Below are 25,197 nucleotides of genomic sequence, written 5' to 3' on the forward strand. Positions count from 1 at the left end.
AAGGTTAATACATGCTCCTGTTGTTAGGGAGGCAGCACCTTATAACGAGTTTTTAAAAATTGAGGCATGGTGTATATTTTGTTTTTAAGATAAACAGGAATAAACCATACCGCAACGATTATTAAAGTTATAGCAGCAACCCATTCGTAGGCAGCGACAGCAATTCCTAAAAAGAAACCTTCACCACTCATTCCGATAAATTGCTCAGCCGAAATATTAGAGGCGATTAATGAAGCTCCAATTGCCCACCAAGTTAAATTGCCCTCAGCAAGAAAATAAGCTTTGGCATCTCTTTCATCCTTTTTGCGTTTTCGATATATAGTGTAACCATATGTTGATACTACAATAAAGTAGATGATAAAAACAATATAATCGGCAATGGCAAGGTTTTGGTTCATGGTTAATTGTGTTTCAAGGAGGTAATTAATATAAAGTATTTCGTGGTTATTGTAATTTGGTTTTAGATAGATTGAAATTTGTAAATCGTTTTATGGTAGTATTTGTCTTCTTTTTTCAGTATTGAATTAGGAAAGTTATTATGATTTGGGGCATCAGGAAAATTTTGAGCTTCAAAACAAATGCCGCTTAAGGAGTGGTAAATAACGTCTTCTTTTCCTCTGATTTTATTCGAACAGTTACCACCTACAAATACATGAACACTTGGTTGATTGGTATATACAGTCATGCGCAATCCGTTTGTTGGACTATAAAGAGCGGCTGCAATATCATTTTTGGTTTCTATAACAAACGAATCATCAATGGTAAGGGGACAGTTTGCAGGAGTCCTAAAATCAAACGGATGGCCTAAAAGATCTAATACATTTCCTGTTGGGATGTTTTCCGATGTTGCTTCTAATATCTTGTCTGAATTTACAATTATTTCTTGGTCAGCTACACTCGAATCATGCCCATTAAGATTAAAATAACTATGATTTGTTAAGTTTATAATTGTATCTGCTGTTGTGGTAGCATTATATTCTAGCTGTAACTCGTTGTCTTCAGATAACGTATATGTTAAACTTACAGACAAATCTCCAGGATAATTTTCTTCATTAGCAGGACTTAAAAGAGTCATTGTTATTGATGGATTTTCACCATCAGTAATATTCTCGATCTCCCATTTTTTCTCAGAAAAACCAACAAGTCCACCATGAATAGAATGATTATTATTGTTTTTGTTTAAAAGATATGTTTTATCATTTAGAGTAAAAGCCCCATTGTTACCTCTGCCAGCATAACGACCTATGGTAGCTCCGAAATAAGGGGCACCAGATAAAGAATACGATTTTAAATATTTTCTAAATTGTCAAAGCCTAAAACAACATCTATAAGTTCTCCATTTTCAAGAGGGACCATTAATGAAGTAACGGTTGCGCCATAGTCAATAATTGTGGCTTGCATACCGTTTTTGTTAGTTAATTTATAAGAATGAATAGCATTATTGTTGGGCAATATACCAAATAATTCTTTTGTGTTTATGTTAGTAAAATATGATTTGTGTTTTATTTTCATTATTTTTTTGTGAAAAATGAAATTCAAAAATATGTATATGACATGATTCATACCAGCACCTACCAGTTTTTTGTATATTGCATAAAAATCAAACCTTTTATGAATATAATTTCTATCCAAAATAATCTAGGTATTCCTAAATACAAGCAGAATTATAGCTTCTGTTGAGAGCAGTATTAATAAGAAAAATTTAAAGAAAGGCGATAGACTACCATCAGTTAATAAAGTATGTTTAGCCTTTTCTTTGTCAAGAGATACTGTCTTGCAGGCTTATGATGAATTAAAAAAGAGAGGTATTATTTATGCCATACAGGGAAAGGGATATTATATTAAAAGTGTTGAAATCACGATTAAAGAGCGGGTTTTTTTACTTTTTGATGAATTGAATAATTTTAAAGAAGATATTTATATTTCCTTTCTTAGAAATATAGGTGAAGAAGTGCAGGTTGATATCTTCTTTTATTATTTTAATACAAAGGTTTTTAAAAAATTGATCAATGACAATAATGGAGCTTACACTAAATATGTAATCATGCCAACCGATTTGGCTGATGCAGCTTCATGCATAAATACCCTACCAGTAAATGAAGTTTATATTTTGGATCAGACTAATGAAGCTTTAAAAGCATATCCATCAGTTTGTCAGAATTTTCCAAAAGATATTTATGATGCGTTAGTAAAAGGGAAAACAAAGCTAGATAAATATAGAAAGCTTATTATGATTTTTCCAGGATTTAGAGAGCCTTTAGGAATGAAAGTAGGGTTTTTGAATTTCTGCAATGATTTTTCATTTGATAATGAAGTGATCACTGAGTTTAGAGAAAGAGAGGTTAGAGTAGGAGAGGTATATATAATTCCTAATGATAGGGACTTGGTTCGTGTTATAGAAAAATCCAAACGTCAAGATTTAAAGCTGGGAGTAGATTTTGGAATTATCTCTTACAATGAAACGCCATTAAAAAAAGTAGTAGAAAACGGGATAACAACTATTTCAACAAATTTTGAAGAAATGGGGAAAATTATGGCAAAGATGGTTTTGTCAGGAAAAAAACAAAACATCGAAAATAAATCCTCTTTGATCATGCGTAATTCATTGTAATCAGAAGTTTTGTTATTGTAGTTTTTTAAATTTAAAATAATTATGGGATTTAAGCATTTATTCAAAGCAGAGGTTAAATGGGAGTCTAATGATAATGAGGAGAAACGAAATTCTAAGGATCATGAGATCATAATTGAAGGCAAGCCTAAATTAAGTGTCTCTGCCGCAAAAGCTTTTAAAGGCAATCCAAAGCTGTATAATCCAGAAGATATGCTATTAAGCAGCCTTGTTTCTTGCCATATGATGTCGTATTTCTATGTATGTAGTCAAAATGGGATCAAGGTGCTTACTTATTCAGATAATGCAGAGGCTACTTTAGAAGTCCAATTTGATGGAAGTGGACGTTTTATAGAAGTTCGATTGAATCCAAAAGTTACAATTGCTAATTCAGACAAAATTCAGCTTGCATTGGAGTTGCATAAAAAAGCAAACCAATTATGTTTTATAGCGAATTCATGCAATTTCCCAGTTTTGCATAACCCAACTTGTGAAGCGGTTTGAATTTGATATAAAATAAAAATCCGTTCAAGCATATACAAGACGGAATTAATATTTTGAAAGGAGATCAGTTTACTCTATTTCAGAAACTCTCATGGTGTTAACCATTCCTTTATCTTTAATAGGCATTGCTGCTAAGTTGATTAAGTAATCACCTTTTGCAACATATCCCTTATCTTTTACGATTTGATTTACATCAGTTACAGTATCATCAGTGCTTACATCTTTGTGGTGAGTTGAATAAGATTTAACCCCCCATAAAAGACTTAACTGAGTTAAGATTCTTCTGTTAGAAGTAAATACTAAAATATGAGCAGATGGTCTCCAAGCCGAAATTTGGAAAGCAGTATATCCACTGTTTGTAAGTGTACAAATTGCTTTAGCTTTTATAGCATTTGCCATAATAGCTGCTTGCTGACAAATTGTTTTAGTAATAAAACGATTTGTTTTTTATTTGTGGCGTGTTTTGTGGAACATAAATTAGCGGAGAGTCTTCAACAGCTTCGATAATTTGTGTCATTTTTGGATAACCTGAACAGGGATAATTCCTGCAGCAGTTTCACCAGAAAGCATTACTGCATCTGCACCATCCATAACAGAGTTAGCAACGTCATTTACTTCAGCACGAGTAGGTGTTAAGCTAGTGATCATTGTTTCCATCATTTGTGTTGCCACAATTACAGGAATACGAGCTGTTTTTGCTCTACGGATTAATTCTTTTTGAACTAATGGTACTTCGTGAGCAGGAAGTTCAACTCCTATTCACGAGCAACCATTAAAGCGTCGCAATAAGCAACGATTTTGTCCATGTTTTCTAATGCTTCAGGCATTTCGATTTTAGCAACGATTGGAATTTTAACATCAGAATGTTTTGCAATCAACTCTTGTAAGTCTTGTAAGTCACGTGGTGTTTTTACAAATGAAAGAGCGATCCAATCTACTTTTTGTTCAATAGCAAAAGTGCATCAGCAATATCTTTCTCAGTTAATGCAGGTAAAGATATTTTAGTATATTAGGAAGGTTAACCCCCTTTTTAGATTTTAGTTCACCACCTTGAATAGCTACAGCAGTAACCTCAGATTTTTTGTCTGTTGTAAGGATTTCCTCAAAGATAAGTTTTTCCGTCATCAAGTAAAAGAGCGCTGCTCACGCTATCGATTTACATCATTTGGAAAGTTTTGGTACTTCATGAAAACTTTTTTGGCAGTACCGATAATATCTTTAGCAGTAGTAAAAGTGATTACATCACCATCGTTTACTACAACACCTTCTTCCATTACTCCTACTTTACACGAAGTTTAGGACCTTGTAAATCTCCAAGTATAGCTGTGGTATAACCAAACTCTTCGTTAAGTCCTCTAATGATATTGATTTTCTCTTTTACACCTTCGTAATCTGCATGCGAAAAATTAACTCTAAATACATTTTCACACCTGCTTCGATCATGTCTTTTATGATCTCTCTAGTACCACATGCAGGGCCAAGTGTGGCTACAATTTTGGTTTTTTTGTTTGTAAGCATTTCTATTAAAAAATTAAATTGTTTTTTTGATTTTATTTTATTCGTATCAACTATATAAACCGTTGAGATGGTATCAATGGTATTTAATATTTGTTGTATTTTTAATATATCGAAAGCTTCCTCACTCTTTTTCAATTTTTAAAAAATAATCAACTTTTTTAAACTCAGGTAGTAAATATACTTTTGTGGCTACTTCCATCGAAGTATCTGAAAATAAATCCTGATTGTCATTTGGTGTATTTTGAATGACTTCGTTTTTATTCTGAATCAAATCCCAGTAAAGTTCTTTTTCTTCGTCATAATAATCAAATCGTGAAAAATGAGTCTCACCTTCTTTCACATTAATTTGAATTTCATTTTTACTCTTACTCAAAAGAACTGGGAAGTTTTGATTGATAAAATAAGCCAATCTATAATCTTCCATTGAAGTATGTATGGCAATCAAATTATAATCAATTTCATCAAATTCGCCTAATTCTAATTTATGAATAGCCATTTCCTGAAAAAATAAGTTGTAAATATACTATTTCTATTGCTGGTTCAATAGTTAAGATTGGTATGTTTTTGTTAATTTATAAACGAAAACGATATAGTTTTAAGAAAATCGAGTTTATTTCTTGTCCATTTTTTCTTGAAAAGCAAAATAAGCACGTTGAGATGCTTTCTCTTCTGCTTTCTTTTTAGAAGTTGCTCGCGCTCTTGCGACTACTTTATCATCAATACTTAATTTTACGCCAAATAAACGTTCACCACCAATGCCATTGTCTTCAAAAATATCGTAATGGAATATTTTTTTCTCTTTTTGACACCATTCGATAACTAAGCTTTTATAGCTTATTACTTTTCCCTCAAGTCGGCTAATGTCTACGTATGGGGTAATTACACTATTCTGAATGAATTTTTCACAATAAGAATAACCTCTATCTAAATAAATAGCGCCTATGAGCGACTCGAAGATGTTACCATGAATGTTTTCTCCAAAATGTTGCAAAGGTACTTTACTTTCGATAAACTGAACAAGATTTAAATCCTTTCCTAGGTCATTTAAATGCTCCCTACTTACAATTTTAGAACGCATTTTGGTTAAGTAACCTTCATCTCCAGCAGGAGCTTTGTTGAATAAATGTGCAGCAATAACAGCACTTAGCATTGCATCTCCCAGAAATTCTAGACGTTCATAGTTAATAGGATGTCCGTTTTCATCCAGTCTATTAGAAGAACGATGTGTAAAGGCTTTCTTATAAAACTGAATTGAAATAGGTGGGAATCCAAGTATTTTTTGAATAGAATCAAAAAAAATCCCGTCTTCTTGAGAACGGGATTTTGAAAATATTTTTTTGAAAATACTCATACGAAAACTAGTCAACTAATTTTTTAAATAAAACACAAGCATTGTGACCTCCAAAACCGAAAGTATTGCTCATAGCAACATTAACTTCTCTATATTGAGGTTTGTTTAGTGTTAAATTTAATGAAGGATCTATTCTCTCGTCAACAACCGTATGGTTGATTGTTGGAGGTATAATACCATGCTTCATGGCTAAGATAGAAGCAATTGCTTCGATCGCACCAGCAGCACCAAGTAAGTGTCCAGTCATAGATTTAGTAGAGTTGATATTGATTGTTTTGGCATGATCTCCAAAAACAGCACTAATCGCTTTTAATTCGGCAACATCACCAAGTGGAGTAGATGTACCGTGTGTATTAATATGATCAACATCTTCTGGTTTCATACGGGCATCACGTAATGTATTGTTCATTACAGCAATAACTCCAAGCCCTTCTGGATGTGGTGCAGTTAAGTGGTATGCATCAGATGACATTCCGCCTCCACCAATTTCGCAATAAATTTTTGCTCCACGTGCTTTTGCATGTTCATAATCTTCAAGTACCAATGCTCCAGCTCCTTCACCTAAAACAAAACCATCACGAGTAGCGTCAAAAGGTCTTGAAGCAGACTCAGGACTTTCGTTTCTAGTTGATAAAGCGTGCATAGAGTTAAAACCTCCCATTCCTGCAATTGTAATAGCAGCTTCAGATCCACCAGAGATGATAACATCGCACATTCCTAAACGAATGTAGTTGAAAGCATCAATAAGTGCATTGGCAGAAGATGCACATGCAGAAACAGTTGTATAGTTTGGTCCCATATAACCATTTCTCATAGAAATGTGTGCCGGGGCAATATCAGCAATCATTTTAGGAATAAAAAACGGATTGAATTTTGGTGTTCCGTCTCCTTTAGCATAGTACATTACCTCTTCTTGAAAAGTTTCTAAACCACCAATTCCAGCTCCCCAGATAACACCAACTCTTTGTTTGTCGATATTGTCATCTGTAAGTCCAGCATCTTTAATAGCTTCATCACTTGCAGCAACAGCATATTGTGCAAATTTATCAAGTCTACGTGATTCTTTACGATCCATAAAATCTTCGATGTTGAAGTTTTTTACTTCACAGGCAAATTTCGTTTTATGTTTTTCTGTATCGTAATACGTTATTGGGGCAGCACCGCTAACTCCATTAATAAGCGCGTTCCAATACTCCTGAATGTTATTTCCAATAGGAGTAAGTGCGCCTAATCCTGTTACAACAACTCGCCTTAATACCATAAATAATGTGTTTTATTAGCTTTAAACAAATAAAACCCATGCTTTCTTGATTGTATTATATTACAAAAGAACCATGGGTATTACAATATAAATATATTTTTTTGATTGAAAATCAACCCAAAATTTAAATTTTTATAAAAAATAATAACACCCGACTTTTTATATTTTATAAAAAAATCGGGTGGAAATTTATTATTTTTTAGCTTCTTCGATGTAAGAAATAGCTTGACCAACAGTAGCAATGTTTTCTGCTTGATCGTCTGGAATTTGGATATCAAATTCTTTTTCGAATTCCATAATAAGCTCAACAGTGTCTAATGAGTCAGCTCCTAAATCATTAGTGAAGCTTGCTTCTGTTACAACTTCGTTTTCGTCAACACCTAATTTGTCTACGATAATCGCTTTTACTCTTGATGCAATGTCTGACATAATCTTTAATTTTAGAATTTAATTTGTTGGCAAAAATAAAAAACTTTATTTTAAAACCACGATTTAGTTAATAAATGTAACACTAATTTATAAAATTTATTTTAACAAAGGGATTAGAATGTTATTTATTTTGGTTTTTTATTCCGTTTTTTGCAAAAAATAAATTAATTCGAGTATGAAAAAAATAATCGTTTTTGCTTCAGGATCAGGGAGTAACGCTGAAAACATTATAAAATATTTTGCTGAAACACAAATCGCAAATGTGGTTTCTGTGTTTACTAATAACGCAAATGCGAAAGTAATTGAAAGAGCCAAAAACTATCATGTTGAGGTCGAAATTTTCACGAAAACAGAATTAATTGAAGGCAATGTATTACAAAAAGTAAAATTAATTGACCCCGATTTGATTATTTTAGCTGGTTTCCTGCTTCAATTCCCAAAACACATTATAGAGGCATATCCTAATAAGATAATTAACATACATCCTGCATTATTACCTAATTATGGAGGGAAAGGAATGTATGGAATGCACATTCACAGGGCAATAGTAGAAAATAAGGAGGAAGAGACAGGAATAAGCATTCACTATGTAAATGAGAATTATGATGAGGGAGCGATTATCTTTCAGGAAAAAGTTGCTATAACAGATGCAGATACTGCAGAAGATGTAGCTGCTAAAATTCATGAATTAGAGCAAAAGCATTTTCCAGAAGTTATTTATAGATTGTTAGATATTTAGACTGACTTAGATTTCTTAGACTTTTAGATTGTTGATTTTTATTTTGGAATTATAAATAAGGACAATTCTAGAATCTAAGAAGTCTAATAAAGTAAGTCTGGATTCTAAGAAGTCTAAAAGCGAAGCAAGTCTAATATCTAAGAAGTCTAAAATGAATCAACACGAAGTACATATATATACAGATGGCGCGGCAAAGGGGAATCCTGGCAATGGTGGGTATGGAGTGGTTATGGAATTGGTTGGAACGCCACATAAAAAGGAATATTATGAGGGATTTCGACTAACAACAAACAATAGAATGGAACTTTTGGCTGTAATAGTAGGTCTTGAAAAACTTAAAAAGCCAAATATGAAAGTGCTTGTTATTTCGGATTCGAAATATGTAGTAGATTCTGTTTTGAAAAAATGGGTTTTTGGATGGGAAAAGAAAAAATTTGTTGGGAGAAAAAATCCTGATTTATGGAAACGTTTTTTAATTGTTTATCGAAAACACCAAGTAGATTTTAAGTGGATAAAAGGACATAATAATCATCCTCAAAATGAGCGATGTGATCAATTGGCTGTAATGGCTTCGATGCAAAAACAACTTTCAATAGATGCCTATTATGAAGATATAGGTTCAAAAGAAGCGTAAAAAGAATAACGTGTCTGAGATATATTTTTCAGACACGTTATTTATAGAAATCAAGAGAGATTTAATTGTTGTTTAAATCTTTAGATTTATTAAATCCGATAAGTAGCCCAATTCCTGCCATCGTAAAAATAGTAGCAGGATATACAGCGCCATCCTGAAGAGATGTGTAAGTTGTAATAAGTAAGGCGATAAAAATTCCAATTCCACTTCCTATTAGTAAAAAAGCCAAATTTAAAACAAGTACTTTCCATATAGGAGTAGTATTGTTTTTGCTATTTGAAAAAATACTAGCATCTATGCCCTTTTCTATAAGAGCTAAACGTTCTCTGTTTCTGGTAGAAAAAATAAGATAGGCAATTCCAAAGATCATTAGGAAAAGACTAATTGGTATTAACATTTGTGGACCCATAATTTTTAAATTTAATTGATTGATATTCCATATGACGAAAGATGTTTAACTGAGGTTACAGATTCTAAAATATTTTTTTAATTTAGTTGTAACCTTAATGTCATCATAGTCGTCATATGGAACTTGATAAGTAAATGATCAGTATTATATCAATCAGGTTCTTCTAGGAGAGGTCAATGCGTTTGCTGCATTGGTTGATCGTTATAAAGATATGATTTTTACTTTGGCCATAAAGATGGTAAAAAATAGAGAAGTTGCTGAGGAAGTTTCTCAGGATACTTTCATCAAGATTTTTAATTCTTTGAGTAAGTTTAAAGGAGATTCTAAGTTCTCTACTTGGATTTATAAAATTGGATACAATACATGTTTGGATTATTTAAAGAAGAATAAAAAGGAAGAACACAATGTAGTTATTGATGAGCTTAAAGGATATGTAGTTAAAACAACAACAAATGCTTTAAGTATTTTAGAAGATCAGGAAAGAAAGCAGGATATTCAGAATTGTTTAAATTTATTACCAAGTGAAGAAAGTTTCTTGTTGACACTTTTTTATTTTGAAGACCAAAATTTAAATGAAATAGGTAAGATTATGGATATTAGTGCTAATAATGTTAAGATAAAATTATTTCGAAGCAGAAAAAAATTAGCAGTTATTTTAAAAGAGCAATTAGAACCTGAAATATTAGATTATTATGAAGAGAGCGATAAATATTACGAAAATCTAGTTGACAAAGTAATGGCGGAAGGTATTATGCAAAAACCTTCTGCTGATTTTACCTCTAGAGTCATGTTACAAGTTTTGGCTTTAGAGAAAACGAAAAGCATTGTATATAAACCATTAATATCAAAATCGGTTTGGGCAGTTATTTTTGGGGGTTTAGTTGTGTTTATTGGATATGTAGTTTTTGCAACTGATAAAGCTGTGGGTAGTGATTTAAGTATAAGTACTTTGTATTATTCTAAAATAGATAATTTAATTCCGGTGTTTCAGTTTTCAAAAAACACTTCTTATGCAGTTTTGATTGTTATTTTAATGGTTTTAGTACAGATTTCATTATTGAAGAATTATTATGATAAAAAATATAGATTCTAAGTCGTTTTTTTTGAAAATTATCGATTGATTTATTCTAGATATTGTAAGAAATTAACAGTTGTTTTTTGTTTGTAAATGATTGATTTTTAATCGATTTGATCCTTTTATTTAGTTTTGATTTTTAAGAAAATTTTGGTACAAAGAACCGTTGCAACTCTGAAACTTATAAAGTATCTTTGCACCTTAATTTGAAATTCATAAAATGAATAAATTACTGATTGTCGGAACAGTTGCTTTCGATGCGATTGAAACTCCTTTTGGGAAAACAGATAAAATATTAGGTGGTGCAGCGACATATATTGGTTTGTCAGCATCGTTTTTCAACCTACAATCGGCTATTGTTTCTGTGGTTGGAGATGATTTTCCTCAAGAACATTTAGATTTGTTAACGTCAAGAAATATTGATATTTCAGGACTGGAAATTGTAAGAGGAGGGAAAACTTTCTTTTGGAGCGGGCGCTACCATAATGACCTGAACTCAAGAGATACATTAGCAACTGAGCTTAATGTATTAGCAGATTTTCAGCCTAAGGTTCCGCAAAATTTTAAAGATTCAGATGTTGTAATGTTGGGTAATTTGCATCCACTTGTACAAAGCAGTGTTTTGGATCAAATGGAATCAAAACCAAAGTTAGTAGTTTTAGATACGATGAACTTTTGGATGGACTGCGCTTTGCCAGAATTACTAGAGGTTATAAAACGTGTTGATGTAATTACAATCAACGATGAAGAAGCAAGACAGTTATCGGGAGAATATTCGTTAGTTAAAGCAGCTGCAAAGATTCACACTCTTGGACCAAAATATGTGGTAATTAAGAAAGGGGAACACGGAGCGTTGTTATTTCATGATAAAGAAGTGTTTTTTGCACCAGCATTACCTTTAGAAGATGTTTTCGATCCAACAGGAGCTGGAGATACATTTGCAGGAGGATTTGCTGGATTTATTACGCAGAGTGAAAACATCTCATATAAGAATATGAAGAATGCAGTAATCTATGGATCAAATTTAGCTTCTTTCTGTGTAGAGAAATTTGGCACAGAAAGAATGGTTGCCTTAGATAAAAACGAAGTAGTTGCGAGATTAAAACAATTTAAATCGCTAACTCAGTTTGATATAGAACTATAAAGAATTAAAGCCTCGTTCACGGGGCTTTTTTGATTTTGTTATTACAAAGAATAGTACAAACTACAACAACAACACACAAACACAAATACAATGAGCGACGCTTTAAAACATGAATGTGGTATAGCTTTGGTTAGACTTCTTAAACCGCTTGAATATTACAAAGAAAAATACGGAACAGCTTTTTATGGGGTACAAAAAAATGTACCTTATGATGGAGAAGCAGCATAATCGTGGACAAGATGGGGCTGGTTTTGCAAGCATTAAATTAGATGTTGAGCCAGGACAACGATACATAAGTAGAGTTCGTTCTAATCACGCACAACCAATACAAGATGTTTTTAAGCAAATAAATGAGCGTATCAATGAAGAGATGACTTCGCATCCTGAATACGCAAATGATGTTGCAAAACAAAAAGAAAACATTCCATATATAGGAGAGTTGTTTTTTAGGACACGTTCGTTACGGAACTTTTGGTAAAAATAGTATCGAGAGCGTACATCCATTTTTACGTCAGAGTAACTGGATGCACCGTAATCTTATTTTGGCAGGTAATTTTAACATGACTAATGTTAAAGAGCTTTTCGAAAATTTAGTAGAGCTAGGACAGCATCCTAAAGAAATGGCGGATACGGTTACAGTGATGGAAAAAATTGGTCACTTTCTGGATAAAGAAGTAATGTCTTTGTATCAAGATTGTAAACAAGAAGGGTATTCTAAAAGAGAAGCTTCTCCTGTAATTGCAGATCGTTTGGATATTGGTAAAATATTAATGCGTTCAGCTAAAAATTTAGATGGAGGATACGCAATGGCTGGTTTATTAGGTCATGGTGATGCATTTGTTTTTAGAGATCCAGCTGGAATACGTCCTGCTTATTTTTATCAAGATGACGAAGTGGTGGTTGTAGCATCAGAAAGACCAGTTATTCAAACAGTTTTTAATGTGCCTTTTGAGAGTGTTCAGGAAATTGAACCAGGAAATGCTTTGATTATTAAGAAAAGTGGTAAAGTTTCGATGGAAGAAATTTTAACACCAACAGTTAAAAAAGCATGTTCTTTTGAAAGGATCTACTTTTCTAGAGGTAGTGATGCCGAAATATATCAAGAACGTAAAAACTTGGGTAGATTAATTTTGCCTGCAGTTTTAAATGCAATTGATAGTGATACAGATAACACCGTTTTCTCTTATATTCCAAATACAGCTGAAACCTCTTTTTATGGTTTGGTCGAAGCGGCGCAAGATTTTTTAAATCAGAGAAAAAACAATTATATAATAGCTAATAGAAATACGCTAACTGCGGATACGTTACAGGAATTACTTGCTGTAAAAATACTTACAGAGAAAGTGGCTATTAAAGATGCTAAGTTAAGAACCTTTATTACAGAGGATAGCAGTCGTGATGATTTAGTTGCTCACGTATACGATGTAACATATGGTGTGATAAAACCAACGGATAACTTGGTGATAATTGATGATAGTATTGTTCGTGGGACTACACTTAAAATGAGCATCATAAAAATGATGGATCGTTTAAATCCAAAGCGAATTGTAATCGTATCATCGGCACCACAAATTCGTTTTCCAGATTGTTATGGAATCGATATGGCAAAGCTAGAAGGGTTGGTTGCTTTTAGAGCAGCTCTGGAATTGTTAAAAGAGCGTAATCTATATCATATTGTAGATGAAGTTTATGCTAAATGTAAAGCACAAGAGAATTATTTAGATAGTGATGTTGTTAATTATGTTACTGCAATTTATGCGCCATTTGAGCCACAAGAAATCTCAGATAAAATTGCAGAAATGTTAAGTTCGCCAGAGATAAATGCCGAAGTAAAAATCATATTCCAAACAGTAGAAGACTTGCATATTGCATGTCCAAAAAACCTTGGAGATTGGTACTTTACAGGAGATTATCCTACGCCAGGAGGTAATCGAGTGGTGAATCGTGCTTTTATGAATTTTTATGAAGGAAAAGACGCAAGAGCGTATTAAAAAAACATAATAAAAGGTTAAAACGTGCATTTCATCGGTTTTTTTTACCGTTTATCTTAATTGTTTGGAAGAAATGCACTGCTAACATACTTTTGAAGTACCATAACATTAGTAGGTTAAGTTTATGGTAGATTTGGGGCAAAAAGGGTGGAAGTAATTCCACCTTTTTTATTGGAATAAAGTCAAGGAAAAAAGCTTAAAAAAAGACTTTCGGATAGAAAATAAGACTAATAAACGTTTTTTTTTGTAGTTCAACAGAAATATTTGGTATAGCTACAATGTCAACATACATTTGAAGAACCATAACATTAGTAGGTTAAGTTTATGGTAGATTTGGGGCAAAAAAGGTGAAAGAAATTTCACCTTTTTTATTTTTTATTAAGTAGAGAAAAGAGCAAAGATTATAGAAGAAAGATTGTTGAGAAAAGAGGATAGAACAGAGAATATAGAATAAAGATTATAGAATAAAAGACTCTGGATAAAGACATAAAAATATAGAAACAAAAAAAGACGAATAACCGTTATAGGCTATTCGTCTTTTCTCTTTTTATTCTTTACTCTATTCTCTTCTTACTTGTCTAAAGCATATCTTCTTGAAACTTCAGTCCAGTTAATTACATTGAAAAAAGCTTCAATATAATCAGGTCTTCTGTTTTGGTAGTTTAAGTAGTAAGCGTGTTCCCAAACATCCATTCCTAAGATAGGAGTTCCTTCGCAACCAACTTCTGGCATTAAAGGATTGTCTTGGTTTGGTGTTCCGCAAACATCTAATTTTCCTCCTTTAAGTACACATAACCAAGCCCATCCAGAACCAAATTGTGTTGCACCAGCTTTAGCAAACTTAGCTTTGAATTCTTCAAAAGTTCCAAAAGAAGCTTCAATAGCTGCTAATAGATCCCCTGTAGGTAATCCGCCTCCGTTTGGGGACATTACAGTCCAGAATAAATTGTGATTGTAATATCCACCACCGTTGTTACGAACTGCAGCGTTTTTTTTATCTAAATTAATTAGGATGTTTTCTATTGTTTTTCCTTCTAAATCAGTACCTGCAATTGCTGCATTTAGATTTGTTGTATATGCATTATGATGTTTTGTGTAGTGGATTTCCATTGTACGAGCATCAATATGTGGTTCTAATGCGTCATATGCATAAGGTAATTGTGGTAATTCGAAAGCCATAATATTATTGTTTTATGATTTATAATTAAAATTAAATTCAAATTTATACATTTAACTTTGGAATAGAAAATACTATTTGACTATAATCAAATTAAATTAATTGATGATTTGATTTTGTAGTACTTATATTTTCAGGAATTTTCACTTCCCATTATAAGTAGTCATTGTATTTTCGAGTCCAGCAGTTCCGAAGGATTTTATGATTTCAGAAGCTACTTCTAAACGTTCAGGAAGTTTTGCTTTTTCGGTTTCGTCCCATTCGCCTAACACGTAATCTACCTGTTGTCCTTTTTTAAACTCATCGCTGATTCCAAATCTAAAACGAGTATATTGTTGTGTATTTAGAACTAAATTAATGTTTTTAAGTCCATTATGACCTCCATCGCTTCCTTTGGGTTTAATACGGATTGTTCCGAATGAAAGGTTAAGGTCGTCGGTAATTACCATGATGTTTTCTAACGGAATATTTTCTTTGTCCATCCAATATTTTACCGCTTTACCGCTTAGGTTCATATAGGTATTTGGCTTCAAAAGAAAAAATGTTCTTCCTTTAAATTTGTATTCGGCAAGTGCGCCGAGTTTTACAGTTTCAAAAGATATGTTTTCTTTTCGTGCTAAAAAGTCGAGTATTTTAAAACCTATATTATGTCGAGTATTAACGTATTCTGCTCCAATATTACCTAATCCTACGATTAAAAATTTCTTCATATAATCTGTTTGCTCTTCTGATTCCTCTTCTGTTTTTGTTGATGAAAACAGGTTTGTTATCCATTTTATCATAAATACAAAAGTACACTTAATTAGACAATCGGACAATTGGAAAATAGAAAATATACCAATAAGAGAACGAGATAATTTGACAATTCGATAATTATGTGGATTGGGCTTTTTATATTATTAGATTTTCTGGAAAACAGGTGTAAGTATAAATTTTGTTTTCCTGACAAAGGAAGAATTTCTATAAGTAATCCGATAATAAGAGAAAAAGTAGAATTATTTGATTGAGTTTTGAAAAATGAAAACATAGAGTATATGCTTTATATAAAAAAACATAAGGTTTTACTCGGGACCTAAGAATCTTTGTAACGTTGAACCTTATAAAAAATGAGCAAAAAAAAACACCAGTTTTGCAACTGATGTTTTTTTGTAATTGTTTGAAAAAAATTATTTTTTCTTTCCTTTTGCAGGAGTAGCTTTTGCAGCTTTTGCAGCTTCTTGAGCAGCTTTCATAGCAGCACGAGAGATTCTTACTTGAGCAACAACAGTGTTGTCTGGGTGCATAATTTTGTATTCTGGAGCACCAACTTTAGTAACGTACAATTTGTTACCCATTTCAAGTGGAGTGATGTCAGCTTCAACAAAATCAGGAAGATTTTTAGGTAAAGCTTTAACTTTTAATTTACGAGTGTTTAAACGTAAAACACCTCCAGCAAGAACACCTTTAGATGTACCAGTGATTTTTACTGGAACTTCCATAGTGATTTCTTTGTCATCAAATAATTGAAAGAAGTCAATGTGTAAAATTTTGTCAGATACTGGGTGTACTTGAATGTCTTGTAAAATTGCATTAAATGATTTTCCTTTTCCAAGCTCAATCACAACTGTGTGTGCGTTTGGAGTGTAAACCAAGTTTTTGAACGCTGCAGCGTCTGCTGAGAAGTGTACTGCCTGATTTCCTCCGTATAACACGCAAGGAACCGCTCCAGCATTACGTAAGGCTTTAGTTGACACTTTGCCCACGCTTTCTCTTTCTGATCCTTTAATTGTAATCGATTTCATTGTAAAAAAATATAGTTATTAATAAATATACATTGCTTTAAGCTTTAGGCACTAGGCTTTATGCTTTTGAAAAATGAGTAACACGCTTACGGCTTATAGCCTAAAGCTTATTGTTTCTACATTATGAATTTTCCACTAATGGAATTGTTGTGGTGCACCATGTGCATAACTTCAGCAAAAAGAGGTGCACAACTCAACACTCTGATTTTCTTTGATTCCTTTTTTAATGGAATTGAATCGGTTACGATCAATTCACTTAATTTAGAATTCTCTATTTTCTCATAGGCATCCCCAGAAAGAATAGCATGTGTACAAATAGCTCTAACACTTAATGCTCCTTTTTCGATCATTAAATCAGCTGCTTTTGCTAATGTACCACCGGTATTGATCATATCGTCTACCAATATTACGTTTCTACCTTTTACTTCACCAATTAATTCCATGGTGTCGATAACATTGGCAACTTTTCTTTGTTTGTAACAAATCACTACATCCGATTCTAAAAATTTAGAGTACGCATAAGCTCTTTTTGAACCTCCCATATCTGGAGAAGCGATTGTTAAATTTTCTAAACCTAAACTTTCTACATACGGCAGAAAGATTGTAGAGGCAAAAAGATGATCTACTGGTTTTTCAAAGAATCCTTGAATTTGATCTGCATGCAAATCCATTGTCATAATTCTTGTTGCTCCTGCAGCATCTAATAGATTGGCAACTAATTTAGCTCCAATCGGGACTCTTGGTTTGTCTTTTCGATCTTGTCTAGCCCAACCAAAATAAGGTACTACAGCTGTAATATGTCTGGCCGATGCACGCTTAGCAGCATCGATCATAAGTAACAATTCCATCAAATTATCTGCTGTTGGAAAAGTTGAACAAACAATAAATACACGTAGCCCTCTGATAGACTCTTCATACGATGGCTGAAATTCGCCATCACTATAAGTTGACATTGTAACCTTACCTAACGGTATTCCGTATTGCGCTGCAATTTTTTCAGCAAGGTAAACACTTTTTGAACACGCAAAAATTTTAGCTTCTGGTTCTTGGTGCGACATTATAATTTGTTGTTTTGTAGTTAGTTGTGTGTGCGTCGTTTTAACGAGGTGCAAATTTATGAAATTTATTGAAGACTGAAAGGAAAATTTTAAGTATTTTTATTAGAAAATGTAAAATTATTTTATAAATTTGCACCGTGTTAAAGGAACAAGGGTTTATTACAACGATAAAAACTTATTCTATTGCGTTAAAATAATCAATTTTATTCTATAAAAAAGATTGTTTTTTCGTCTGCTAAGCCCGGATGGCGGAATTGGTAGACGCGCTGGTCTCAAACACCTGTGGGAAACCGTGCCGGTTCGACTCCGGCTCCGGGTACTTAAAACCTCTTCGAAAGAAGAGGTTTTTTTAGTTTTAGATTGTTTCTATCTAAAACAGTATCCTCTCTTTTTTTAATGTATTCAATAAATGGATGTGTTCATTGAAATTAGGATGCAATTATTTTATACCTGTTGTTATTTAATGAGTTTTAATTGAATATGTTTTTTCAAAATGCTGTTTGTTAGACCGATTAAAAACTTTTTAACTTTGTATTTGAAAAATATAATCAGTCAAGAAAATGGAAAAAATCGAACACATTAATTATATTAAAGCACCTATTGCAGCAGTTTATAAAGTATTAACGACACAAGGAGGTCTTAGTGCTATTTGGACAGAAGAATTGATCGTTAAGCCAGAATTGGGTTTTATCAATGAGTTTAACTTTGGAGATGATGACAACACAAAAATGAAAGTGGTAGAATTGGTTCAAAACCAAAAAGTATTATGGGAATGCTTAGATTCAGACCCAGAATGGGTAGGAACTAAGATTTCATTTGACTTAACAGAAAAAAATGGAATAACATCAATTGTTCTTAAACATTTTGATTGGCGCGAACTGACTGAATTTTACCAGTGGTGTAATTATAATTGGGCTATGTTTTTGTTAAGTCTAAAAAGTTATTGTGAAGATGGTGAAGGTACACCTTTTCAAAAACGGAAGTTTTAGTATTTAGATATTCAAATTCACGGTATGATTTTAATCTTCTCAAACTGAATAAAAATGGTTATTCTTTTTTTAAATACATAAATTTCAATTATAAGATTTAACTTAAATAATTATTTTTGCTAAAAAAATAAAGATGACAATACCTGATGATTGCCTAAAAATTTTCCCTGAATATGATGATGTTTTTTATGATGATTTAGAAAATCATATGAAATATTTTTTACCATTATGCTCTATTAATTTAAAATATATCACAAAGGGTAAGGATTATTGGTTGCATTTTATATCTGTTAAAGAAATCTATGATGGAAGAGTTGGAGAAGATACAGTTCCATTTCATACAGAATATACTAAATACGATATGTTAGGCTTTGACATAATTGATGATAAATATAAATTTGATTCAAAATGGGAATATTTTTCTGTTTCAACAGAAATTTTACCTCAAAATTATCATCTAGAATATACTGATGAAGAAATACAGTTTAACTTTAATAACGCGATGTATCAATTAAAGAAGTCATATTATAAAAAATTTGGAAAATTATATGATAAAGATTTTAACAGACCTGGTTTAACTGTTGAGGGAATTAGAAAATTAGAAAGAATTCTTAAGCTTACAGCTGAGGATTTATACAAAGACGAGGATTCAGACTATTTGCATGAGAGAATTAATGAAAAAATTAATGGTGTATTAATTGAAGTTAATACCGAAAATTATCCTCTTGATGATTGTAAATACTCAGGATCAAATCTTTCAAATTTACCATTAAAAAAAAATGGGGATCTCTTTGATTATATTGCTTGCATGGAAGGATATGACTTTCAGGATGATGCTGCAGATGAGATTTATTTATTTCATGATAATCAACAACAGAAAGCTGTAATTTGTTTTGAATACACTTAACTAAAATTCATTAATACCTTATCAAAAACAGTTGTTCTTATTTTGGGAACAACTGTTTTTTTAATATGCCAGCATGTTGATTTTATTTTTTACAACTTTTGATATCTGTAAATATAGCTAACAGTTCTTCGTAAGTCCAGTAAAAAGATGTGCCAATACTATATTTTGTATCGTCTTCATCAATTAGCTCTAAATAATAAATGTATGGTTTCCTATTTGTTTGCTCTTTCAAGCTAATATCAATATTCTTAATCGTTAGTGTTTTTTCCCAAGTTGTATTATATCTTAAGCCTGTAAGCTTTATGGTTTTGTTGTTTATTAGAACTTCATTTATAAAAATAATTGCTTTTTGATACGCTTTTATGATAGCATATAATGAAAGTAGTAGGAAACTAAATCCTATAAGGAATATAACATATATTGAGGGTATCACCTTGCCATGATTTATTACTATTTCGTAGCTACTGAAAGTTAGAAACATTCCAGCAAGACATAACAAGCCCAAATAAATTAAGATTATAAAAATATCTAATCGATCTATAAACGGTATGTATGTAGGTTTAGACTTTATATTACTCATGTTTAATTAGTTAATGATATTTGTGTGCAAGATTAATGACGCTAGTTTTGTCATAAAAAAAATGCTCTCGATTAGGAGAGCATTTTGTATATATAAATGATGTTAAGCAACTTTTTTGATTAAATCAAACATAGGGCAACGGCTACAACGCTTGCTTTCGCTCTTTTTGTATTTTTCACAACAAGAGGATTTACAATTTTCTGCACGCTTAAGTTTTTCAAGGATTTCTTTCTTTTTTTTCTTCTTCTTTTTATCCTTTTTCTTGTCCTTATCTTTTACTTTATCTTTTCCCAATTTGTATTGAATTATAAAACTGGGACAAATATAAGCTATTTTTATATATTCTAAATAAACTTTAACTATTTTGGATTAATTGCAATAGAACTAGTTACAGTTAATTGTTGAATATCTCTATCAAATAGGTACAAACCACCCTTGTCATCACCAATTAAACTAATTTTATCCAAGATAGATTTAGCAGTAGCTTCTTCTTCAATTTGCTCAGCAACATACCATTGTAGGAAGTTATGAGTAGCGTAATCTCTCTCAGAGAAAGTAATATGAACTAATTCATTAATAGATTCTGAAACGAATATTTCATGTTTGTATAGTTCTTCAAACATTTCTTTAAAAGTAGCGTAGCTAGTTTTTGGAGCTTTAAGGTCAGTAATTGTTGTTGCACCTCCGCGTTCGTTAACATAACGAACTAATTTTAACATATGTGCACGCTCTTCATCAGATTGAGTGTACATAAATTCAGCAATACCTTCTAGGCCATGAGCTTCAGCCCAGCAAGCCATTGATAAATAAGTTTGAGAAGATTCTGCTTCTATTCGAATTTGCTTGTTAAGCGCTGTTTCTATATTTTTTGATAACATAATCGTGAGTTTTTTGTAAAGTTAGAAAAAATAATCTAAACCCTTTTTTGAAACCCAAAAACAGGCGACATTTGGATTAATTCTCAATAAAATTAAGGTTTCCCTACAGGAAAAGATTTAGAGAAAATAGCTTTGTTGATAATCGGATTTAGTGATTCTTCAGGGGGAAATCCATCAGTGAATTTTCGCATGATATACTGTTTTGTGGCAACGTCATAATAACCTAAAATATAGAAGTTTTTAAGTTTTAGGATACTAGGTAATGTCACTTTTCTATTCTGATCTAAAAAATAATTAATATTATCAAGAGCAAATGGCTGTTGTTCAAATTTAACAAATTCGTTATCTTGGTTCAATGTACTTTCAAAAAAAACAGTTTCAGAAGAGGTCTGACTATAATCCCAAGTGTATACTTCATCATTAATGGTATAATACATTTTTTCAATTCTTGGTATTCCTCCTAAAGTAACTAATGTATTTTGGCTATTTTTAAAAACAGATACACCCGCATCCAAATAAGAAAGTCGTTGTAAAAATTTACTAGTATTTTTTAATTCCTTAGTTCTTTGATTTTCTCCTTGAACAAGTAAAGGAGAACTTTTAAAACGGATTGTGTCATTTTTCATGACTTTATAGTTTTTTAGCGTTTCACCAGAATTGAAATCTTTTATATCAAATAAAAGCTCATTTTGGGTAGCATTAATCTGGTAAATTTTATCGTTATATAAAAACGAGTTACTTAATTTTTTAGGGTTATTTATAACTGCTTGGGTGAAATTCTTTTCGGTAAGATCGTTACTTTCAAGGTTAATATCAAATACCTGTGTTTTATTAGGATTATGATCGAATGTTAAAAAAATATGATTATTAAGCATGTAGATTTTGCTCTTTTTTGTGCTTTTGAATAAAGGATTGTACTCTTCAACTTCTATTTTTTCAATAGGATTTTCTATAATAACCTGGTCGAAGGTCAGTGGTTGTGTTTTTCTGTTTTGGAAAGTATAGACAGAAAAATCAAATGCTTTTTCCTCTACAATTCCATTTTTAAAAACATAAACAATTAATTCTGGTTCCGATATATCTCTGGTAACAATATAGAATAGATTATTTCTTCTGAAATGTTGTTATTACAAACTGGCTCGAAATGGGAGAGTTATAACTGAGCATCTTATAGGTTTTGCCCTCTAAATAATATTTAACAACTAAAATACTTTTATAATCGTCGGTTGCCCAATATAAAGTAGGGTTTCCGTCTTCGCTAAAACTGTAGCCAATTATAGAGTGGTTCTCTAAGTTGGTACGCGGAACAGTAAATTCATTTTTTAAAAATAAAGCACTATTGTATTTTAAGATAGTAATGCTTTCTGCGTTTGTTGCAAATACAAAAACATCATGTGTTATTGTATTTTCAACATTTAGAATCATATTAGACTCATCGAATTTTTTAAAATCTAAAGGGTATGAATTCAATACTGTTTGACTTAGCAGTACTGATTTATAGAATAGAAGAAAGAAAAGTAATAGTTTTTTCATGTGTTTTTATCGATAATAATCATTCCAAATTTATTGGTTTATTTTATTAATAAAAAATAAAGAGTTACCAATGTTATGGCTTTAGGATCTGGATTAAAGATATAAAAAAAGCCTTAAAGAAATTATTCTTTAAGGACTTGATTTTTTATTATGATTAAAGCTGTAAATGCAGTATTCTAAATATTGAAATATGATTTTAGCTATTCATTAATTCTTGAAAACAATCAACAAATTGACCTACATGCATTGCATCCATTAAACCATGATGAACATGGACAGACATTGTCATGGTTCTTTTTCCAGTTTCAGAAATCATCATTTTGCCAAAAGAAACTTTCGGACAACTATCAGGATAACTATAACTTCTGGCATGTGACAGGGAAGTAAAATTAATCCAAGGGATTGCCGAGAAATGGATAACATTATCTTCATCAAAAGTTCGGGTAAAAAGCCCCGTTGTGTTTTGAATACGTTTGATTTCTGTTAATGCAATTTGTTCGAATATTTTAAAATCTGAATTGTATTCAATTAAAGAAAAACCAAAAGTACCATCTTCACGACCAATTGTTGCCGAAGCATTAACAGATTTATTTACATATACTTGATCGTTTTCAATTCGATATCTAAAAGGTTCAATCGTATTTATGGCAACTAATGTTTTGTGTAAGTAATAAATAAAAAAAGAAGAATTTAATTTCTTAGCATTTTCATAAGCATTCGTACAATCAACTTCAACAGTTACACCAAAAAAAGGTTCATTCATTTGTTTGAAAAACAGAAAGTGTTCTTTTCTGTTCCAATTCTCCAAATCCAAAAAGGTTTTCATTTATATTAATTTGTTTACAACTTCAGTTATTTTTTCAAAAGCGAAGAAGTTCTCGTGTTCTACTTTGTGATTAATTTTTTCATGTTCCCAAGTAGTATGAAATGGAATATGTACAGCATATCCTCCGATTCCTAAAACAGGTAAGACATCTGACTTTAATGAATTTCCAATCATTAGGAATTCATCGGCATTGATATCCAAACGTTTTAATAGTTTTTCATAATCAATTTCTTGTTTGTCCGACATTACCTCGATATGGTGAAAATAGTGTCCCAAACCAGAACGGTGTAATTTGCTGTGTTGGTCTTTTAAGTCACCTTTTGTAGCAACAACAAGTTTGTATTTGCCATGAAGCGCTTGTAAGGTTTCTTCAACACCATCAAGTAAATCGATTGGTTTTTCGAGTAATTCTTTTCCATATTCAATGATTTTACCAATAGCTTCAACCGAAATTGTATTATTCGAAATCAGCATGGCAGCTTCAATCATCGAAAGAATGTACCCTTTAATTCCGTAACCATATAAAGATAGATTCTGAATTTCGGTCTTAAATAATTCTTGTGATAATCCTTGATGCGAAAGATAATCTTCCATCAAGACACAAAATTTTTGTTCCGTTTCTTGAAAATAAGGTTCGTTTACAAATAAAGTATCATCGGCATCAAATGCGATTACTTTTAGTTTTGATATTTTGTCTTTATGTAACATTTAAATTTTTGTTTAAAGTTTTTTTGTTTAAAGTTTTTACCAGGAAATGATTTAGAAAAAGATCTGCAAGATTTGTTGAATCTGCGTGAGATTTTTTTATGCTTTAGCGAATCTGTTTAATCCGCGTACTATTTCCCAATCTTAATTTTTTCAACGAGATAGTTTTATCATAAAACGTAATCCTGATCCCGAATAATAAAATGGCACCTCCAATAAGCATTTGTATCGTAATCTTTTCATCCAGAAATAACCATGCAAGAATAGACGTAAGCACAGCCTGACTTAATAAACTTAGGGAAACTCTCGTAGCTCGCATATGTTGTGTGGCATAACTAAGCAAAGCCAAGCACACAATTGGCATATTACAGCCTGAAGCACCCAATACAAACCAACCAGTATTAGAGAATCCCATAAAAGGCTCATCTAAAGCGTAACAAAGAATGCCTAAATAAATGCTTGAAGCCAATAGGGCAATTGTCATAAAGGATAAAACATCAACCTCTGAAAGAACATTTTTACTTACCAATAAATAAATAGAGTATAAGATTCCAGATAATACCGCAAGAAGAAAAGCTTTGTCAAAACTTAGATTAATAAAAAACGAGAATCCAACTAATGTAATCATTCCAAAGAGCGCAACAAGAGTTCCTATCCAAAAATTGGTTGCAGGCTTTGTTTTTAAAAAGAAATAAGAACCAATACCAACCCAAAGCGGAGAAAGATTTGTTAATAAAGAAGCCTGAGTAGCACTCGATTCCTGAATGGCAATATTCCAAACGGCAACATCCGATGCAAATAAAACACCGCAAAGCGCAGCCAGAATCACGAATTTCGTATTCGGAATTTTAAAGCTTTTTGTAATAAGTACATAAGGTAGCAACAAGCTTATGGCAAAAGCCATTCTATAGAAAGCCGAAATTAATCCAGGAGTCAAACGGAGCTTGACCAATATTGGGAAAATCGATATGCAGAGTATTCCACAGATTAAAGCTAATCTAGGTTTTGTAATTTTCATTTTTAATATATTTCGCGCTTACTGAAATAAATCATGTAAGTATATTTTAAATCCTTTTTTAAAGCAAAAATTGCGTGAATTA

The 25,197-nt window shown here is 31.9% G+C and carries 26 protein-coding genes, 1 tRNA gene and 4 pseudogenes; 10 read left to right on the forward strand and 21 right to left on the reverse strand.

Going from position 1 to position 25,197, the window contains the following annotated elements; translation table 11 throughout:
- Positions 1–41 precede the first annotated feature (41 nt).
- The 3 genes and pseudogenes from AC1RYN_RS17260 to AC1RYN_RS17270 form a co-directional block, all read right to left on the reverse strand.
- Positions 42–398: pseudogene (locus AC1RYN_RS17260) on the reverse strand (sodium:solute symporter family transporter); the annotation flags it as partial.
- A gap of 62 nt (positions 399–460) precedes the next feature.
- On the reverse strand, positions 461–1,246 hold the full coding sequence (locus tag AC1RYN_RS17265) for an aldose epimerase family protein (RefSeq protein ID WP_481807967.1): 786 nt from the start codon (positions 1,244–1,246) through the stop codon (positions 461–463).
- Between the two features lie 41 nt (positions 1,247–1,287).
- The gene (locus AC1RYN_RS17270; protein WP_481807926.1) at positions 1,288–1,512 is read right to left on the reverse strand and encodes an aldose epimerase family protein; all 225 of its coding nucleotides are present in this window, start codon (positions 1,510–1,512) and stop codon (positions 1,288–1,290) included.
- Between the two features lie 99 nt (positions 1,513–1,611).
- On the opposite strand from AC1RYN_RS17270, the pseudogene AC1RYN_RS17275 reads away from it, so the two are divergent.
- Both AC1RYN_RS17275 and AC1RYN_RS17280 read left to right on the forward strand, forming a co-directional pair.
- Positions 1,612–2,611 (forward strand): annotated as a pseudogene (locus AC1RYN_RS17275) (GntR family transcriptional regulator).
- Positions 2,612–2,653: 42 nt separating this feature from the next.
- Entirely contained in the window at positions 2,654–3,112 is a 459-nt protein-coding gene (locus AC1RYN_RS17280) for an OsmC family protein (RefSeq protein WP_481807927.1), read from the forward strand.
- Between the two features lie 69 nt (positions 3,113–3,181).
- Here AC1RYN_RS17280 and pyk read toward each other — a convergent pair.
- The 5 genes and pseudogenes from pyk to AC1RYN_RS17305 form a co-directional block, all read right to left on the reverse strand.
- A pseudogene (gene pyk, locus AC1RYN_RS17285) lies at positions 3,182–4,630 on the reverse strand (pyruvate kinase).
- Between the two features lie 121 nt (positions 4,631–4,751).
- The gene (locus tag AC1RYN_RS17290) at positions 4,752–5,126 is read right to left on the reverse strand and encodes an IPExxxVDY family protein (protein ID WP_481807928.1); all 375 of its coding nucleotides are present in this window, start codon (positions 5,124–5,126) and stop codon (positions 4,752–4,754) included.
- 114 nt (positions 5,127–5,240) lie between these two features.
- Entirely contained in the window at positions 5,241–5,981 is a 741-nt protein-coding gene (rnc, locus tag AC1RYN_RS17295; protein ID WP_481807929.1) for a ribonuclease III, read from the reverse strand.
- A gap of 7 nt (positions 5,982–5,988) precedes the next feature.
- Complete coding sequence (gene fabF / locus AC1RYN_RS17300) at positions 5,989–7,242, reverse strand: beta-ketoacyl-ACP synthase II (protein ID WP_481807930.1); 1,254 nt, start codon at positions 7,240–7,242, stop codon at positions 5,989–5,991.
- A gap of 192 nt (positions 7,243–7,434) precedes the next feature.
- Positions 7,435–7,671, reverse strand: coding sequence for an acyl carrier protein (locus AC1RYN_RS17305; RefSeq protein ID WP_007137004.1), 237 nt, complete (start codon positions 7,669–7,671; stop codon positions 7,435–7,437).
- 175 nt (positions 7,672–7,846) lie between these two features.
- On the opposite strand from AC1RYN_RS17305, the gene purN reads away from it, so the two are divergent.
- Positions 7,847–8,410, forward strand: a complete 564-nt coding sequence (purN, locus tag AC1RYN_RS17310; RefSeq protein ID WP_481807931.1) for a phosphoribosylglycinamide formyltransferase — start codon at positions 7,847–7,849, stop codon at positions 8,408–8,410.
- A 151-nt stretch (positions 8,411–8,561) separates the two neighbouring features.
- Positions 8,562–9,044, forward strand: a complete 483-nt coding sequence (rnhA, locus tag AC1RYN_RS17315) for a ribonuclease HI (protein ID WP_129540436.1) — start codon at positions 8,562–8,564, stop codon at positions 9,042–9,044.
- Positions 9,045–9,105: 61 nt separating this feature from the next.
- Here the strand turns inward: rnhA and AC1RYN_RS17320 are convergent, their stop codons facing one another.
- The gene (locus AC1RYN_RS17320; protein WP_481807932.1) at positions 9,106–9,453 is read right to left on the reverse strand and encodes a DUF6249 domain-containing protein; all 348 of its coding nucleotides are present in this window, start codon (positions 9,451–9,453) and stop codon (positions 9,106–9,108) included.
- Positions 9,454–9,643: 190 nt separating this feature from the next.
- On the opposite strand from AC1RYN_RS17320, the gene AC1RYN_RS17325 reads away from it, so the two are divergent.
- From AC1RYN_RS17325 to AC1RYN_RS17335, 3 genes and pseudogenes are all read left to right on the forward strand, one after another.
- Entirely contained in the window at positions 9,644–10,546 is a 903-nt protein-coding gene (locus AC1RYN_RS17325) for an RNA polymerase sigma factor (RefSeq protein WP_481807933.1), read from the forward strand.
- A gap of 202 nt (positions 10,547–10,748) precedes the next feature.
- On the forward strand, positions 10,749–11,672 hold the full coding sequence (locus tag AC1RYN_RS17330; protein WP_481807934.1) for a PfkB family carbohydrate kinase: 924 nt from the start codon (positions 10,749–10,751) through the stop codon (positions 11,670–11,672).
- Between the two features lie 90 nt (positions 11,673–11,762).
- Positions 11,763–13,663, forward strand: a pseudogene (locus AC1RYN_RS17335) (amidophosphoribosyltransferase).
- A gap of 570 nt (positions 13,664–14,233) precedes the next feature.
- Here the strand turns inward: AC1RYN_RS17335 and AC1RYN_RS17340 are convergent.
- The 4 genes from AC1RYN_RS17340 to AC1RYN_RS17355 all read right to left on the reverse strand — a co-directional run bounded on the left by AC1RYN_RS17340 (position 14,234) and on the right by AC1RYN_RS17355 (position 17,679).
- Positions 14,234–14,842, reverse strand: coding sequence for a superoxide dismutase (locus AC1RYN_RS17340; protein WP_481807935.1), 609 nt, complete (start codon positions 14,840–14,842; stop codon positions 14,234–14,236).
- Positions 14,843–14,983: 141 nt separating this feature from the next.
- The gene (gene pth, locus AC1RYN_RS17345; RefSeq protein ID WP_481807936.1) at positions 14,984–15,622 is read right to left on the reverse strand and encodes an aminoacyl-tRNA hydrolase; all 639 of its coding nucleotides are present in this window, start codon (positions 15,620–15,622) and stop codon (positions 14,984–14,986) included.
- A 384-nt stretch (positions 15,623–16,006) separates the two neighbouring features.
- Complete coding sequence (locus AC1RYN_RS17350) at positions 16,007–16,621, reverse strand: 50S ribosomal protein L25/general stress protein Ctc (RefSeq protein WP_481807937.1); 615 nt, start codon at positions 16,619–16,621, stop codon at positions 16,007–16,009.
- A gap of 116 nt (positions 16,622–16,737) precedes the next feature.
- Complete coding sequence (locus AC1RYN_RS17355) at positions 16,738–17,679, reverse strand: ribose-phosphate pyrophosphokinase (protein WP_481807938.1); 942 nt, start codon at positions 17,677–17,679, stop codon at positions 16,738–16,740.
- 239 nt (positions 17,680–17,918) lie between these two features.
- On the opposite strand from AC1RYN_RS17355, the gene AC1RYN_RS17360 reads away from it, so the two are divergent.
- From AC1RYN_RS17360 to AC1RYN_RS17370, 3 genes are all read left to right on the forward strand, one after another.
- Positions 17,919–17,998, forward strand: a tRNA-Leu gene (locus AC1RYN_RS17360).
- Positions 17,999–18,239: 241 nt separating this feature from the next.
- On the forward strand, positions 18,240–18,668 hold the full coding sequence (locus AC1RYN_RS17365) for an SRPBCC family protein (protein ID WP_481807939.1): 429 nt from the start codon (positions 18,240–18,242) through the stop codon (positions 18,666–18,668).
- 133 nt (positions 18,669–18,801) lie between these two features.
- On the forward strand, positions 18,802–19,575 hold the full coding sequence (locus AC1RYN_RS17370; protein ID WP_481807940.1) for a hypothetical protein: 774 nt from the start codon (positions 18,802–18,804) through the stop codon (positions 19,573–19,575).
- An 82-nt stretch (positions 19,576–19,657) separates the two neighbouring features.
- Here the strand turns inward: AC1RYN_RS17370 and AC1RYN_RS17375 are convergent, their stop codons facing one another.
- From AC1RYN_RS17375 to AC1RYN_RS17410, 8 genes are all read right to left on the reverse strand, one after another.
- Positions 19,658–20,155 carry a hypothetical protein gene (locus tag AC1RYN_RS17375; protein WP_481807941.1) on the reverse strand — a complete coding sequence of 166 codons (498 nt, stop codon included), beginning with the start codon at positions 20,153–20,155 and terminating at the stop codon, positions 19,658–19,660.
- Between the two features lie 102 nt (positions 20,156–20,257).
- Entirely contained in the window at positions 20,258–20,449 is a 192-nt protein-coding gene (locus tag AC1RYN_RS17380) for a hypothetical protein (RefSeq protein WP_230728349.1), read from the reverse strand.
- A 65-nt stretch (positions 20,450–20,514) separates the two neighbouring features.
- On the reverse strand, positions 20,515–21,033 hold the full coding sequence (locus tag AC1RYN_RS17385) for a ferritin (RefSeq protein ID WP_481807942.1): 519 nt from the start codon (positions 21,031–21,033) through the stop codon (positions 20,515–20,517).
- A 92-nt stretch (positions 21,034–21,125) separates the two neighbouring features.
- The gene (locus tag AC1RYN_RS17390; protein ID WP_481807943.1) at positions 21,126–21,908 is read right to left on the reverse strand and encodes a hypothetical protein; all 783 of its coding nucleotides are present in this window, start codon (positions 21,906–21,908) and stop codon (positions 21,126–21,128) included.
- A gap of 229 nt (positions 21,909–22,137) precedes the next feature.
- Positions 22,138–22,566 carry a hypothetical protein gene (locus tag AC1RYN_RS17395; protein WP_481807944.1) on the reverse strand — a complete coding sequence of 143 codons (429 nt, stop codon included), beginning with the start codon at positions 22,564–22,566 and terminating at the stop codon, positions 22,138–22,140.
- 196 nt (positions 22,567–22,762) lie between these two features.
- Positions 22,763–23,392, reverse strand: a complete 630-nt coding sequence (locus AC1RYN_RS17400) for a CatA-like O-acetyltransferase (RefSeq protein WP_481807945.1) — start codon at positions 23,390–23,392, stop codon at positions 22,763–22,765.
- Positions 23,393–24,100, reverse strand: coding sequence for an HAD family hydrolase (locus tag AC1RYN_RS17405; RefSeq protein WP_129540452.1), 708 nt, complete (start codon positions 24,098–24,100; stop codon positions 23,393–23,395).
- Between the two features lie 103 nt (positions 24,101–24,203).
- The gene (locus AC1RYN_RS17410) at positions 24,204–25,115 is read right to left on the reverse strand and encodes a DMT family transporter (protein ID WP_481807946.1); all 912 of its coding nucleotides are present in this window, start codon (positions 25,113–25,115) and stop codon (positions 24,204–24,206) included.
- Between the last annotated feature and the right edge of the window lie 82 nt (positions 25,116–25,197).

This window comes from Flavobacterium sp. TC780 (genome assembly GCF_056783245.1).